At 45.4% G+C, this 14,490-nt stretch carries 14 protein-coding genes; 3 read left to right on the top strand and 11 right to left on the bottom strand.

The window, feature by feature from the left end; genetic code table 11:
• Positions 1–172: 172 nt before the first annotated feature.
• Together OCV65_RS03165 and OCV65_RS03160 are read left to right on the top strand one after the other, a co-directional pair.
• A complete protein-coding gene (locus OCV65_RS03165) occupies positions 173–1,207 on the top strand; it encodes a proline racemase family protein (protein WP_262580926.1) in 1,035 nt (344 codons plus the stop codon).
• 135 nt (positions 1,208–1,342) lie between these two features.
• Positions 1,343–1,930, top strand: coding sequence for a TetR/AcrR family transcriptional regulator (locus OCV65_RS03160; RefSeq protein WP_262580925.1), 588 nt, complete (start codon positions 1,343–1,345; stop codon positions 1,928–1,930).
• Between the two features lie 36 nt (positions 1,931–1,966).
• On the opposite strand, the gene OCV65_RS03155 is transcribed toward OCV65_RS03160, so the two are convergent.
• From OCV65_RS03155 to yedF, 7 genes are read right to left on the bottom strand one after another with little or no spacing between them, the layout of a single operon-like run.
• Positions 1,967–2,203 carry a putative Se/S carrier protein gene (locus OCV65_RS03155; protein ID WP_262580924.1) on the bottom strand — a complete coding sequence of 79 codons (237 nt, stop codon included), beginning with the start codon at positions 2,201–2,203 and terminating at the stop codon, positions 1,967–1,969.
• A gap of 11 nt (positions 2,204–2,214) precedes the next feature.
• Positions 2,215–3,357, bottom strand: coding sequence for an aminotransferase class V-fold PLP-dependent enzyme (locus tag OCV65_RS03150; RefSeq protein ID WP_262580923.1), 1,143 nt, complete (start codon positions 3,355–3,357; stop codon positions 2,215–2,217).
• 24 nt (positions 3,358–3,381) lie between these two features.
• Positions 3,382–4,299, bottom strand: coding sequence for a selenium metabolism-associated LysR family transcriptional regulator (locus OCV65_RS03145; protein ID WP_262580922.1), 918 nt, complete (start codon positions 4,297–4,299; stop codon positions 3,382–3,384).
• On the bottom strand, positions 4,299–6,212 hold the full coding sequence (gene selB, locus OCV65_RS03140; protein WP_262580921.1) for a selenocysteine-specific translation elongation factor: 1,914 nt from the start codon (positions 6,210–6,212) through the stop codon (positions 4,299–4,301). The genes OCV65_RS03145 and selB overlap by 1 nt, the downstream gene beginning before the upstream one ends.
• A 15-nt stretch (positions 6,213–6,227) precedes the next feature.
• Complete coding sequence (gene selA, locus OCV65_RS03135; RefSeq protein ID WP_262580920.1) at positions 6,228–7,634, bottom strand: L-seryl-tRNA(Sec) selenium transferase; 1,407 nt, start codon at positions 7,632–7,634, stop codon at positions 6,228–6,230.
• Positions 7,635–7,647: 13 nt separating this feature from the next.
• Positions 7,648–8,688, bottom strand: a complete 1,041-nt coding sequence (selD, locus tag OCV65_RS03130) for a selenide, water dikinase SelD (RefSeq protein ID WP_262580919.1) — start codon at positions 8,686–8,688, stop codon at positions 7,648–7,650.
• A gap of 34 nt (positions 8,689–8,722) precedes the next feature.
• The gene (gene yedF, locus OCV65_RS03125; RefSeq protein WP_262580918.1) at positions 8,723–9,331 is read right to left on the bottom strand and encodes a sulfurtransferase-like selenium metabolism protein YedF; all 609 of its coding nucleotides are present in this window, start codon (positions 9,329–9,331) and stop codon (positions 8,723–8,725) included.
• A 259-nt stretch (positions 9,332–9,590) separates the two neighbouring features.
• On the opposite strand from yedF, the gene OCV65_RS03120 reads away from it, so the two are divergent.
• Positions 9,591–10,451, top strand: a complete 861-nt coding sequence (locus OCV65_RS03120) for a class I SAM-dependent methyltransferase (protein ID WP_262580917.1) — start codon at positions 9,591–9,593, stop codon at positions 10,449–10,451.
• Positions 10,452–10,553: 102 nt separating this feature from the next.
• On the opposite strand, the gene OCV65_RS03115 is transcribed toward OCV65_RS03120, so the two are convergent.
• The 4 genes from OCV65_RS03115 to OCV65_RS03100 all read right to left on the bottom strand — a co-directional run bounded on the left by OCV65_RS03115 (position 10,554) and on the right by OCV65_RS03100 (position 14,449).
• On the bottom strand, positions 10,554–11,867 hold the full coding sequence (locus OCV65_RS03115) for a M18 family aminopeptidase (protein WP_262580916.1): 1,314 nt from the start codon (positions 11,865–11,867) through the stop codon (positions 10,554–10,556).
• A 39-nt stretch (positions 11,868–11,906) separates the two neighbouring features.
• Positions 11,907–12,875 (bottom strand): acyltransferase family protein, encoded by a 969-nt coding sequence (locus tag OCV65_RS03110; RefSeq protein ID WP_262580915.1) that lies wholly within the window; start codon positions 12,873–12,875, stop codon positions 11,907–11,909.
• A gap of 117 nt (positions 12,876–12,992) precedes the next feature.
• Entirely contained in the window at positions 12,993–13,778 is a 786-nt protein-coding gene (locus tag OCV65_RS03105; RefSeq protein WP_262580914.1) for an amino acid ABC transporter ATP-binding protein, read from the bottom strand.
• A gap of 14 nt (positions 13,779–13,792) precedes the next feature.
• Complete coding sequence (locus OCV65_RS03100; protein WP_118382466.1) at positions 13,793–14,449, bottom strand: amino acid ABC transporter permease; 657 nt, start codon at positions 14,447–14,449, stop codon at positions 13,793–13,795.
• Positions 14,450–14,490: the final 41 nt, after the last annotated feature.

The raw sequence follows: 14,490 nt of genomic DNA, 5'->3' as shown, positions 1-14,490 counted from the left end.
ACTAGACCGGGTTATAGAATACGGTCTATTTGTTAATATTTCATCATTTTACCGTATTAAATTGTTTTTTTACAAATACATTATCATAGATTTTATCAATACTTGTTATTTTTTCACTTATGTTATTTATAGAATTTATCTATAAATTATGACTTTAAAGGAGGGTAATGCTATGGAATTGAAAGCAAATGTGAACTTTGACCGATTTGAGGCTGCACTTCAGGTAGTAGATGCACACACAGTTGGCGAGTTCTGTCGTATGGTCATCGGAGGATTCCCTGAACCAGAAGGCAACACAATGATCGAGAAGAAAGATTGGATGGAAAAGAATTATGATCATGTTCGTACAGCTCTTATGTTAGAGCCTAGAGGACATCATGATATGTTCGGAGCTTTTCTCTGCGAGCCAATCGATAAAGAAGCCGATCTTGGTGTTATTTTCATGGATACAGGCGGATACCTGAACATGTGCGGACACTGCACCATCGGAGCTGTTACTGTAGCAATCGAGGCTGGACTCGTTGAATCTCACGAAGGAGAGAACAGCGTAGTTCTTGAGGCACCTGCCGGACTCATTCGTACAACTGCAGAAGTTAAGAACGGAAAGGTAACTGGTGTTACACTTACTAACGTACCTGCATTTGTATATAAGGATAACCTTACCGTTACTGTTGACGGAAAAGAGATTCCTTATACTATCTCATTCGGCGGAAGTTTCTTCGCACTGGTAGATACTACCAAACTTGACATTGGACCTATCAATGCTAAGACAGTACCTGAGTACATCGCTCTTGGCATGAAGATGCGCGACCTGATCAACGAGCAGGTTGAAATTCAGCATCCGACACTGGACATCACAGAAGTTGACCTCGTAGAGTTCTACGGACCAACTCCTAATCCGGATCATGCTACCATGAGAAATGTCGTAGTATTCGGAGATGCTCAGGCTGACCGTTCACCATGCGGAACAGGTACAAGTGCTAAGCTTGCTACTCTGCACAAATGGGGCGAGATCGGTATTGGCGAAGAATTTATCTACGAAAGCTTCATCGGAACCACTTTCAAGGGTGTTATTAAAGAAGAAACCAAGATCAGTGATTACGATGCAGTCATTCCTATGATCACAGGTACAGCTAACCTGACAGGTGTTGGTACATACCTGATCGATCCGGAAGACAAGTTAAAATATGGTTTCTTAATTGGTTAATCTGTGATATAATCACGTGGAGAGCAACCGAAGGCGGGTTCTTAATAGAACTCGCCTTTTTTAGAAGGTATAAACCTGTTCCATCTATCGGTTATCTCTCCACACGTTATACCATAACAGAAGGGGAATGATTATATGCCGCGGAAACGACAATCCACCAAAAGCCGTATCGTTAAGTCTGCATGGAATCTGTTTTACAAAAACGGATATGACGACACCACAGTAGAAGACATCATCACAGCATCCAAGACATCAAAAGGTACCTTTTATCATTATTTCAAGAGTAAAGAAGGGCTTTTGAATACATTGTCTTATCTGTTTGATGAAAAATATGAAGAATTATATAATGTAGTAGACCCCAACTTATCGTCCTACGACAAATTATTATTCTTAAATCATGAATTATTTTATATGATCGAAACCAGTATTGACGTCAGCCTGGTTGCTTATCTGTACTCAGCCCAGCTGGTCACTAAAGACAAGCGTTCCTTGTCCGATCACAAGCGTTTTTATTATGTATGGCTTAGTGAGATCATGCAGAACGCACTGGACTCCGGTGAATTTGCACCAACTTCCTCTGCCAAAGATCTGATGGATATCTACGCTATGTTCGAGCGCGCACTGCTATATGACTGGTCACTCGTAAAAGGGAAATTCTCTCTGACAGAAAAGAGTGATGCCCTGTTGCCACATGTACTGGATGCATTTGTAAATGGATTATAAAAAAACGGTTCGAGACCATCTGATCTCGAACCATTTTTATACCATCACTTCGTGCATTTCCTGTTCCTGCACACCAATGCTTTCTATCACCTTCCGGATCGTGTCACGATCCTCTATTCCTGCACACCACGACAAACCGCAACCTGCCGAAATCTCGCGTGGTACAGGAATCAGTCTGCCAGGAGCCCCCGCTTCTTTACAGGCTTTCTCCATAGCCATCGCATCTGTGGTCGTGTGAAATGTCACAACCAGCTTTAATTCTTTTTTGCGCATGTCTCTTCTCCTTATTCTTCATCCACAGACAATTCCTGAATTGCACGAATGGCTGTGTCCACTTCTTCTTCCGTATTGTAATGAGAGAAGCTGAATCTCACAGCTCCCTGTCCGACCGTTCCAAGTGCTTCATGCATGAGCGGCGCACAGTGTGCTCCCGGGCGGATCGATATATCATAATCCATCAGCAGGGCATCTCCTACTTCTGATGAATCATACGCTCCAATATTCAATGTAACGATCGGGCAACGGTTCTTCGTAGAGAAATCTCCGTATACCTTTACATTCGGAATATCCTTTACGCCTTCATAGAATCTCCACATCAATTCCTGCTCTCTGGTGCGGATCTTATCAATTCCTTCAGACATCAGATATTCCACCGCCGCATGGAGTCCTGCGATTCCATGTCCGTTCAGGGTTCCTGCTTCCAACGCCGTCGGCATTTCCTTCGGATGTGTTTTACTATAGGTCTGCACTCCGCTTCCGCCGCTTAAGAGCGGGCGTACTTCCAGACCTTCTCTTACATACATACCTCCGGTTCCCTGCGGTCCCAACAGGCTCTTATGCCCCGTGAAGCACAGAATATCAATATGCATTTTCTGCACATCAATCGGAAATACTCCTGCAGTCTGCGATGCATCTACGATAAACAGCACGTTATACTTCGCTGCGATAGCGCCCACTGCTTCTATATCCACATAATTACCGGTCAGATTGGAGCCATTGGTGCATACGACAGCCTTTGTATCCGGTCTGATCGCTGCTTCCAGATCAGCAAGATCCATCACGCCTCGCTCGTCTGCTTTTACAAATGTAAGCTCTACACCCTTTTCCTCCATCTCATATAATGGACGCAGGACAGAATTATGCTCCATAACCGTTGTAACCACATGATCTCCCGGATTCAGCACACCTTTGATGGCAATATTCAGGCTTTCCGTAGAATTTGCTGTAAATACAATCTGTCTGGGACTGGTGCCATTAAAAAAACGGCACAGCAGCTCTCTGGTGTCATAGACTGTTCTTGACGCACTAAGCGATGCACCATGAGCACCGCGTCCGGCATTCCCCATAGATTCCATTGCAGCCGCCACTGCCCGAACGACCTCCTTTGGCTTCTGCATGGTAGTTGCCGCATTATCCATATATATCATAATACTCACCCATTTCTATCCGCATTATTTCTTATATCTCTCATACGGATAAACTTCCTGTACAATTTTCAAAAAATGTTCTGCTGATAAAGATAACTGATGATTCTTATTATAAACCACGTTGATATCTCTTCCATCATCTGCTCCCGGTATATGGAACGCAAGGACATTTCCATCCGCTATTTTGTCCGCTGCTGCAAGCTTCGACAACAGTGACACACCCATACCGCTGCAGACAGATTTCTTAATCGTCTCCTGGTTCTCGATGCTGGCAATCACATTTAACTGCTCGCTGCGAATGCCTGCTACCTTCAGCTGCTTCTCCGCTTCTTTTCTGGTTCCGGAACCTTCTTCACGCATAATGACCGGTTCGTCAAGAATCCACGAAATATCATCCGGCGTCTCAGCACGTTTCCGATACACTTCTGTGTTCGGCGTGATGATCACCAGTTCGTCTTTATAGAATGGAAAATATTTGCAGTGCTTCTTTTCGAGCACAGTGCCGGTAAATCCAATATCCACCATATGCTCGACCACCTGATTAACCACATTTGCGCTGTCAGACTCCATGATCTTAAGCTGCTCTCCCGGATATTTTTCGTTAAATCTGGCAAGAATCTTCGGAAGCAGATACTGGGATGGGATCGTAGATGCCGCAATGGTAATACACTGGCGTCCCATTTTCCTGCGTTCTCCAAATTCTTCCTCAATCCGTTTCTCCAGATCTACCATCTGACTGGCATAACGATACAGTGTCTGACCTTCTGCCGACAGACTGACTTCTTTTGTATTTCTGACAAACAACCGTACTTCCAGTTCTTTCTCAAGCGCAGAGATATGCGCACTGATCGTCGGCTGTGTCAGGTACAGATTCTTTGCCGCTTTGGAGAAACTGCCGCCCTCTGCTACCTCTACAAATGCTTCTAACTGCTTTAAATTCATTAGTATGCTACCCTTTCACTTTCTGCTCCGACACGCTTTGTCACCTTAATGCTATCCATATACTCAATGATCGGCTTCGCACTCTTACGGCTGGTCTGGAACAGATCTCTCACTTCCGCTGTCGTAATAACCTCGCGTTTTTTTAACTCTTCCTGGATCATCGTCTTCGCTTTTTCCATATATTCTGTCAGGGTATAAAGGTCATCGGAAACTTTTACGATCCGCTTCTCTTCCAGGAGAATATTTAATATATCATCTGCCACAGCCTTATCTTTTTCACCAAAGGCAATGTCAGAATAACGCGCAAAATCATAGCCCGCTTTCCGCACGGTATCCAGAATCTTCGCAGACACACGGTCATACACCGTATCTTTTCTCACTTCGTAATCTGCCGTGCACAGGTATTCTTCCATGCGCTTTAAGGCACCTTCCTGCTCCAGATATTCAACATAGTGGTCAAATACCACCGGCTTCATCTTCTTCAGATAGGTTACCTGCACTTCTGCTTTTTTCATACCATAGCGGTATGGATATTTCTCTTCATACTGTTTCAATGCTTCAAGAATCTTCTGACGCATTAACTTCTCAGATCCCACATGCCACAGATAGAGATCCTTTCTTGTAGCAAATGTAAGAATCACGCCAGAATCCTTTAACGTCTGTACATCCTCAGCCACCTCTTCCGGGGACATGGCGGTAAGCCTTGCCACCTCTGCCTGTGTCAACAGATCTTCTCCGTGTTCGCGAACCCGCAATTCGATGACATCAATGGATGAACCGGATTCTTTGCGCTTCAAGTCTTCGATCACCGGTTCCTGGAATCGTCTGTGGATCACCGGATTCGGCTCCAGAACCACGCCTCCGCCGATAGTCTCCATCGGCGAATAGAAACGGATCACGAATTTATCTCCTCTGCGAAGTGCAATCTCTTCTTCCAGTCTGAGCTGTACATAGCCACTCTCACCCGGTCCGATTTCTTCTTTATCCAGAAGCACAGCACGACACAGAATTTCACTGGTTCCGGTAAACAAATGCAGTCTGGTGTGATTGGTCAGCACACGCATAGATGACTTCAGAATATTCACTTTCACATCCAGCAGATCTGTATTCTTCATGCTGTTTGGCGGTGCAAGCACACACCCACGGGATAACTCACGCTTCTTGACATTGGACAGATTAATCGCCACGCGCTGTCCCGCATAACAGCATTCCTGATCCTCTCCATGTACCTGAATACTCCGTATCTTGCTGGTCTTGCCAATCGGATAGATCTCTAACGTATCTTCTTTTGTGATCGTACCGGAAAGCAGTGTTCCGGTAATGATCGTACCAAATCCGGATAACGAAAACACACGGTCAACAGGAAGTCTCGGAATCGTTGTAATATCCTTTTCTTCCACTTCGTCCTGCATCATATGGTCAATCTCCTGCACCAAAGCATCCAGTCCCTGACCGGTAGCCGCTGATACTTTCATCACCGGTGCATGTTCAAGGAACGTGCCTTCCAGTTCTTCACGCACTTCCTCTTCCACAAGCTCCAGCCACTCTTCATCTACAAGATCACATTTGTTCAGTACAATGATACTTTTCTGAATACCAAGCAGCCCGAGGATATCCATATGCTCTCTGGTCTGCGGCATCACACCTTCATCAGCTGCGATTACCAGCATAACCAGATCCATGCCTACCACTCCGGCTACCATATTATTAATAAATTTTTCATGACCCGGAACATCAATGATTCCGGCACGGTCACCACTTGGGAGGTCAAACCAAGTAAAGCCAAGGTCTATGGTGATCCCTCGCTTCTGTTCTTCCTCCCAGCGATCTGTATTACGCCCGGTCAGGGCTCTGATCAAAGTAGTCTTGCCATGATCAATATGCCCTGCCGTACCTATTATCACATGTTTCATTCTAATATCTCCAGCCTATTTCTCCTGTCCCAGCAGTTCCTGCAGTTCTGCTGCGATCAATTTGAAATCTTCTGTTTCTACCGTCCGCACATCCAGCATGATCGTGTCATTAACCGTTCTCGGAATCATTGGCACGGTCAGATGCCGCATCTGGTCTTCCAAAGCCGCTACGCTTTCATGCTTTGGGTGGATAGCTACTGCCATACTTGGTATCCGCTCCATCGGAAGTGAACCGCCACCGATCTGAGATTCGCAGGATACCACATCCACCTTCGCCGGAAGATCTGTCGAACGAATCGTTCTCGCAAGACTTCTTGCCCGGCGCGCCACCTCGTCCAGTGGCTCTGTGATCATACGCAGCACCGGAATATGCTGAACTGCCTGTTCCTCTGACAGATATTCCTGAAGAACCAGTTCCAGTGCAGCCGCTGTGAATTTGTCAATTCTCAGTGCACGGGTAAGCTGATTCTTCTTCATCATATCGATGTATTTCTTCTTACCGACAATGATACCTGCCTGTGGGCCACCGAAGAGCTTATCGCCGCTGAAGCACACGACATCAGCCCCTTTAGCCACCGACTCCTGTACAGTCGGCTCATAGGTCAGACCATATTTGGACAGATCGATCAGCACGCCACTCCCCAGATCTTCAATCACCGGAATGCCATGTTCCTTCGCGATCGGCATCAGTTCATCGATTCCTACTGATTCAGTAAATCCAACGATCTTATAATTGCTGGTATGTACTTTTAATAATGCTTTTGTTTCTTCTGTGATATTCTCTTCATAATCACTGACATGCGTCTTATTGGTCGTACCCACTTCCACAAGCGTCGCACCACTCTGTGTCATTACATCCGGAATGCGGAACTTGCCGCCGATCTCGATCAGTTCACCACGGGACACGATGACCTCACCGCCTTTTGCAAGGGAGCTTAAAATCAGAAGTACAGAAGATGCATTATTATTGACAGCCATGGCCGCTTCTGCTCCTGTAATCTTACACAGCAGTTTCTCAAAATGCGAATAGCGCTCGCCGCGTCGTCCCTCTTCCAGGTTGTATTCCAGGTTGGAATAGCCTGTCACAATGTCAAATGCTTTCTTCATATGTTCCCGGCTGATCGGTGCACGTCCCAGATTGGTGTGCAGGATCGTACCCGTGCCATTGATTACTTTCTTCATATTAGGAGTGTGCATCTTCTCTACAGCATCTCCGATATGAGATACCAGAAGTGCAATCTGCTCCTGTGCTTTATCTTCCTCATCACAGCCGCCGATGAACGCTCGCAGGTTATCCATCTCTGCGCGGATCGCTTCCATCACAGAATCACGGCTGTATCTTTCAATCATTTCCTGGATTGTCTGACTCTCTAACAGAACGTCAACCTTCGGAATACTGCGGTATAATAGATTTTTATTCATGACTTTCGCCTCTCTAATACAGTCTGATTAATTTGTCACTCTTCTCAGCCACACGTCCGATCACAGACACCTTAGTATCAATGCCGGAGCGTGCAAAATCTGCCAGCATCTGTTCCAGATACTCCGGTGCTACGCTGATCAGCAGCCCACCTGATGTCTGTGGATCGTAAAGCAAATCCAGATAATGTTCTTCCACACTTCCTGTCTCTACTTTATCAATGGAATACCTGCGGTTCTTATAAGCTCCGGCAGGTACAAGTCCCATCTTGGCATAATCGATTGCATCTGCAAAATACTCAATATCACGCACCTTCAGTTCGAAGGTTACTTCACTGGCAGATGCCATCTCTACGCAATGCCCCAACAGCCCAAATCCGGTAATGTCTGTGCAGGCAGATACATCATAACGCTCTACCACCTGCTTGCCGATCTTGTTCAGCGAAGCCATTACCGTCTGTGCTTCCTGTATCGCAGATGGTGATGCAAAATCCGCTTTAATCGCGGTATTCACGATTCCGCTTCCAATCTGTTTCGTCAGGATCAGCACATCTCCCGGCCTGCATCCGTAGTTCTTAAATATCTTATCCGGATGTACAAACCCGGACACGCACAGACCATATTTCGGTTCGTCATCCTGCACGGAATGACCACCTACAAGTACGGCTCCTGCTTCTTTTACCTTATCTGCACCTCCTGCAAGAATGTCTCCCAGGATTGCCGGATCCAGGCAGTTCGGAAAGCCTACAATATTAAGTGCTACTGCAGGTTCGCCGCCCATCGCCCAGACATCACTCAGCGAATTGGCTGCTGCGATCTGTCCGAACATATATGGATCATCCACGATCGGTGTAAAGAAGTCCACGGTCTGGATCATGGCAATGTCGTCTGTTACTTTATAAATAGCGGCGTCATCAGAAGTCTCTATTCCAACCAGCAGATTATCATCCTGGAATTTTGGCAGCTTACTCAGAACCTGAGCAAGGGTCTCCGGACCTATCTTAGCCGCTCAACCCGCTGTCTTACTGAGACTTGTCAGCTTAACGTCTGTTTTCATTCTATAATATCCTCCTTTTGGGGAACCCTGCCGGCTATGGGCGAATGATCTTATCAGCCCCTGCCATAGTCTCTGCAATCACGTACATATTGGTCACAGATCCCACTGCAAGCTTCTCCTTAATTCCATAATAATCCAGGCAAGTTCCACATGTCATGATGTTCACGCCCTGTGCTTCCAGTGATTTCAGATCTTCCAGAGAATCAGAGACTTCGCATGTAAGTGTTGCTCCACCGTTGTAGAACAGCATTGTCTTAGGAAGCTTGTCTAACTGTGTAACTGCATAAATGAAGCCCTTGATCAGAACTTTACCAAGTTCATCATTACCGCTTCCCATACGGTCAGAGCTCACTACTACTACCATGTTATCTCTTGCATCCGGAATGCACGCTGTCTCTTCTGCATCGTCTGCTGTAACTGCTGCGCCTCCCATAGCGATTGTTACTTTGTATTCTTTTTCCCCAAGCTTTTCAGATGTAACCTTTCCACCGCTGGAAGAAGCCATCTTTGTAACATTCTGCACCGCAATCTCATTGTCCACCAATACTTCGATTGTCTCCGGTCCTGTCAGAGCCTGCATAGCTTTCTTTGTCTTAATAACCGGGATCGGGCAGCTATCGCCCATTGCATTAACTGTAATCATGATAATTTCCACCTTTCTTAAACTATCCCTTTACATTTATAGATATATTCTATCATTATAAGTGTAAAAGGTAAATATATTTTCTATACATCTGATTATAGTCCTTTTCTTTATTTTATTCAAATAGATAGCTTCTATATAGTCCGTCCGCCATAGACTGTTTCTATAGGTAAGCGTTTTATAGACAGTTACCGCTTTTCATTTGAGGATACGCATGGTACAATTATATTTATAGAAACGATAAAGAAAGAGGTACATTATGTGGATTGCAGATCAATGGAATGATTATGAAGTAATAGATTGCAGCAAAGGTGAAAAATTAGAACGCTGGGGTGATTACCTGTTAGTCCGCCCGGATCCGCAGGTCATCTGGGATACTCCTAAAAAGAACCGTGGCTGGAAGCACATGAACGGTCACTACCACCGCAGCAAAAAAGGCGGCGGTGAATGGGAATTTTTCGACCTGCCGAAACAGTGGCAGATCCATTATAAAGATCTGACATTTAATCTGAAGCCGTTTAACTTTAAACACACCGGACTTTTCCCGGAACAGGCAACAAACTGGGACTGGTTCTCTGACAAGATCAAACATGCAGATCGTGAGATCCGGGTTTTGAACCTTTTTGCCTATACAGGCGGTGCTACCCTGGCAGCTGCCGCAGCAGGCGCAAAGGTAACTCATGTAGATGCCTCAAAAGGCATGGTAACCTGGGCAAAGGAAAACGCAGTCTCTTCAGGTCTGAAAGACGCTCCGATCCGCTGGCTTGTAGATGACTGTGTAAAATTCGTAGAACGCGAGATCCGCAGAGGCAATCACTACGATGCCATCATCATGGACCCACCGTCTTACGGACGCGGACCTAAGGGCGAGATCTGGAAGATTGAAGATTCCATCCATTCTTTCATCAAGCTCTGCACAAAGATATTATCCGATGATCCGTTATTCTTCCTGGTCAATTCATACACAACCGGACTCGCACCTGCTGTATTGACCTACATGTTAAGCACGGAACTTGCTCCATGGAACGGTACCGTAGAATCTCAGGAAATCGGACTTCCGGTTACAGAAAGCGGACTGATTCTTCCTTGCGGCGCATCTGGACGCTGGGAAGCAAAATAACGAAACTATTATGTATAAATTCAGCCCTATGACTAATCAAACATTTTTGATTACTAATCACATTGTTTGATTAATCATAGGGCTGATTGTGTATATTAATGCTTATTGAATCTTTATTCCATTTTCCATTTCTTCCGTCGCAGCTTCGTAAAAGCCTTTCATTGCGATAATCATATATTCCAGATCCTTCACGCCTGCCGTCTCATAGCTGGAATGCATGGCGAGCTGCGGAAGTCCGATATCCACGCACGGCACCGGAACCTGAAGTGCGGAAATATTGCCAAGTGTTGAACCGCCTGCGATATCCGAATGATTGGTAAATACCTGTGTCGGCACACCTGCTTTCCCACAGATACTGCGAAATACTGCCGCTGTCACGCCATCAGACGTATAACGCTGATTACCACTGAACTTAATCACAACTCCCTGATTCACTAACGGACGATTGGATGGGCATGCCTTTTCCGGATAATTTGGATGCACGGCGTGCGCATTATCTGCGGATAACATCATGCTTCCTGCGATCAATCTCCGATAATCGGACGCACTGCCGCCAAACGCTTCCTGTATCCGTTCCAGTGTATCCGCAAGAAATGTTGATGCCGCACCCTGTCTGGTGGAACTTCCTACTTCTTCATTATCATAAACACAGTGCACCGGAATCCGGTCATGTTCCTCTGCACTCAGAAAACTGGCCATAGATGAATACACACACTCCAGATCGTCTAATTTACCACTCGATATAAATTCATCTTCTGAGCCCCAGACACTGCCCGGCATACGGTTATATACATAGAGGTCACTTCCAAGAATATCTTCTTCCTTCACATCTGCTTCACGGGCAATCCGGTCCATAAAACTTTCCTTTTCGCCCTTTGTTCCCATACCGTATAAAGGCAGCATATCCTTCTGCGCATGGTAATCATATCCCGTATTGATATCACGGTTCATGTGGATAGCAAGACTTGGAAGCATCAGCAGATCCTTATCGATCTGAACCAGCTTCACTGTGACGCCTTCCTCGCTCTTCACAAGCAGTCTTCCCGCCACGGAAAGCGGACGGTCAAACCATGTCGAACAGATCATGCCGCCGTATTTCTCCACATTCAGACGGACATACGCCTGCTCTGACCACAGTTCCGGATTCTCCTTAAGCTTCAGGCACGGCGCATCACTGTGGCTTGCCACAATCTGGAAGCCGCCAAACGTTCCCTTAGGAACGCGGAATGCGACCATCGCGGAACCATTGCGGATCACGTAGTATTTGCCGCCCTGCTCCAACTTCCACTCTTCACGCTCCAGAAGCTGCTTATAGCCCTGTTCTGCCAGTTCCTGCTTCATATTATCAATCACATGGAACGGCGTTGGACTCTTTTCTATAAATCGGAATAATCCTTCTGTATAATTCATAATCATTCTCCTTTTCTCAATACCGATCAATACATCTAATTAATATTATAACAGATGTGACACTTTATCGGTAACGAATACGAAAGGTTTTCTGGATGCGATCCATACCAATGCCAGACAGAACAAAATCAACAGTATACTTTCTGTATTACTTCTCACCGAAGCCAGCACAGGAGTTGCGTATTTCAGACAACTGTACACCAGTCCATGAAAGATATATACTGCCATCGTTCGTTCTCCGATATAAGAATACGCTTTTTTCTCTGCCGGAAGCACCAGCATGAGCAGATAGATCAATACAAAAGACAGCACATAACATCCGCAACGGATCAGCATCCCCTCCACCGGATCCAACCCGAGTCCTGCATAAGAGTATCTGCCATAAAAAATCTTCACCGGAAGCTTATGGTGATAGTCATCCACAAACAATCCTATGATCAGCATTGTAAGAACAGCCAGCGCCCCACAGTATCCTGCCGGCTTTCGGAATCGTTCCAGCACACTGCTGTCAAATTCCATTCCCGCCATAAAAAACGGAAAGAAAAAAAGAATCCTTGGTATAGACAGATAATTGCCGAGTCCCACAAAACCAATCAAAAGTCCGCCCGCAAACAGAAGCGGCATATGATACGGAACCTTCTTGATTACCGGTGCCAGCAGACGCCATACAAATAACGCCATCAGATACCAGAGCGAGAACTTCGGCCGGTCAAAATAAAGTCCCGTATGTTTATCCAGCACCAAAGTATACAAGAAATAATATACCAGTTCATATACAAAATACGGTATAACCAGTCCCTGTATTAACTTTTTTATAGATGGAATGCGCTTAGAAAAATAACCGGATATAAAAATAAATGCAGGCATATGAAATGCCACAATTCCCCATTTTAATTCATATAAAAAAGAATTCTGGTCGTAACACGGTTCGATAAAATGACCGATTACAACCAGAATGATCAAAAGCACTTTATAGTTATCAAATAAATATTCTCTCTGTTGTTCCTGCTTCAATTTCATCACCAGAGACTATTTTAGTACACCGATATCCGTCTTTCAATCCGCATTTTCTCAGAAAAAGCGATTGAATTTCACTGAAAATTCATGCATTTTATCCCATTCCATTCATAACTATCCTTGCGAATATCTTGACAAAAACTGTCTGGTGCGTTCTTCCTTCGGATGATTGATCACCTGCTTAGCGTCACCCTGCTCCACAATATATCCATCATCCATAAATATAATCTGATCTGCCACATCTCTAGCAAATGCCATCTCATGTGTAACGATGATCATGGTCGTCTTCTGATCAGCAAGACCACGGATTACACGAAGCACTTCTCCGGTAAGCTCCGGATCCAGTGCAGATGTAGGCTCGTCAAAGCACAGGATATCCGGCTTTAACGCCAACGCTCTTGCAATGGCAACTCGCTGCTGCTGTCCACCGGATAACTGGTGCGGATAATGACCCGTGCGGTCTGCCAGTCCCATCTGCGCCAGAAGTTCCTTTCCGTGTTCTTCTATTTCCGCGAGGATCTGTTTTCTATTCTGCTTATAATCCGGACGTTCCTGTGCCAGGAGCTTCTCAGCCAGTGTGACATTTTCCAGTGCCGTATACTGTGGAAATAAGTGAAATGCCTGAAATACCATGCCAAAATGCAGTCTCTTACTGCGCAGCTCCTTGTCGCTCATCTTCACCGGACGTGACGCGTCAAATATGGTCTCACCATTGACCGCGATTGTACCCTGATTTGGTGTCTCCAAGAAATTCAGGCAGCGGAGCAATGTTGTCTTACCAGAACCCGATGACCCGATAATCGCCAGTGCATTGCCCTTTTCCAGGGAAAAACTTACATCTTTCAGAACTCGTGTGCTCCCAAAATGTTTCTCTATATTATTTACCTCTAAAACAGCCATTTCTCGCACACCTCCTATTTAAAATAATCCAGTTTTTTCTCAATATAGTTAAAGAGCAGTGTCAGGATACCGATAAAAATCAAGTAGAACACTCCTGTGTAAAACAACGGCCAGGTCAGTCCCGCTGATTTCATAAATGAATATCCTGCAAATGTCAGCTCATATGCCGCAATGATTCTGGCAAGAGATGTATCCTTAACCAGTGTAATAATCTCGTTAGACATCGGCGGCACAACACGCTTCACCATCTGAAGCAGTGTGATCTTAAAGAAAATCTGACTCTTTGTCATGCCAAGTACCTGTCCTGCCTCTCTCTGTCCAGCCGGAACTCCTTCGATCCCACCCCGGAAAATGACCGAGAAATAACAGGCATAGTTGATTACAAAGGCGACTACCGTTGCCGTAATACGACCTGCTTCATTACCACTCCAGATATTATGCCCAAGCCACAGACCCGGTCCGTAAAAGATAATGATGAGTTGAAGCATCAGTGGCGTTCCCCGGATGATCCAGACAAAGACCTGAATCAGATAGCGGAGCGGTTTCCATCTGCTGGCACTTCCGATACCAAGAATCAATCCTGCCGGCAATGCAAATACCAGCGTCAATATAAAGATTTGAAATGTGGTCCACAGACCTTTTGTTAATTCCAGTGTTACTGTTCCAAACATTGTATCTCCCTCTTACGCGATAACAAGGCAGAGAGCTCAGG

Source organism: Dorea ammoniilytica (genome assembly GCF_025567415.1).
GTDB lineage: Bacteria > Bacillota > Clostridia > Lachnospirales > Lachnospiraceae > Claveliimonas > Claveliimonas ammoniilytica.
The sequence above is the reverse complement of the archived record's forward strand: the minus strand, read 5'-3'. Positions and strand labels throughout refer to the sequence as shown.

Coding starts and splice junctions, on each gene's coding strand:
- OCV65_RS03165 (WP_262580926.1), top strand. CDS start 173: ATGGAATTGAAAGCAAATGTGAACTTTGACCGATTTGAGGCTGCACTT.
- OCV65_RS03160 (WP_262580925.1), top strand. CDS start 1,343: ATGCCGCGGAAACGACAATCCACCAAAAGCCGTATCGTTAAGTCTGCA.
- OCV65_RS03155 (WP_262580924.1), bottom strand. CDS start 2,203: ATGCGCAAAAAAGAATTAAAGCTGGTTGTGACATTTCACACGACCACA.
- OCV65_RS03150 (WP_262580923.1), bottom strand. CDS start 3,357: ATGATATATATGGATAATGCGGCAACTACCATGCAGAAGCCAAAGGAG.
- OCV65_RS03145 (WP_262580922.1), bottom strand. CDS start 4,299: ATGAATTTAAAGCAGTTAGAAGCATTTGTAGAGGTAGCAGAGGGCGGC.
- selB (WP_262580921.1), bottom strand. CDS start 6,212: ATGAAACATGTGATAATAGGTACGGCAGGGCATATTGATCATGGCAAG.
- selA (WP_262580920.1), bottom strand. CDS start 7,634: ATGAATAAAAATCTATTATACCGCAGTATTCCGAAGGTTGACGTTCTG.
- yedF (WP_262580918.1), bottom strand. CDS start 9,331: ATGATTACAGTTAATGCAATGGGCGATAGCTGCCCGATCCCGGTTATT.
- OCV65_RS03120 (WP_262580917.1), top strand. CDS start 9,591: ATGTGGATTGCAGATCAATGGAATGATTATGAAGTAATAGATTGCAGC.
- OCV65_RS03115 (WP_262580916.1), bottom strand. CDS start 11,867: ATGATTATGAATTATACAGAAGGATTATTCCGATTTATAGAAAAGAGT.
- OCV65_RS03105 (WP_262580914.1), bottom strand. CDS start 13,778: ATGGCTGTTTTAGAGGTAAATAATATAGAGAAACATTTTGGGAGCACA.
- OCV65_RS03100 (WP_118382466.1), bottom strand. CDS start 14,449: ATGTTTGGAACAGTAACACTGGAATTAACAAAAGGTCTGTGGACCACA.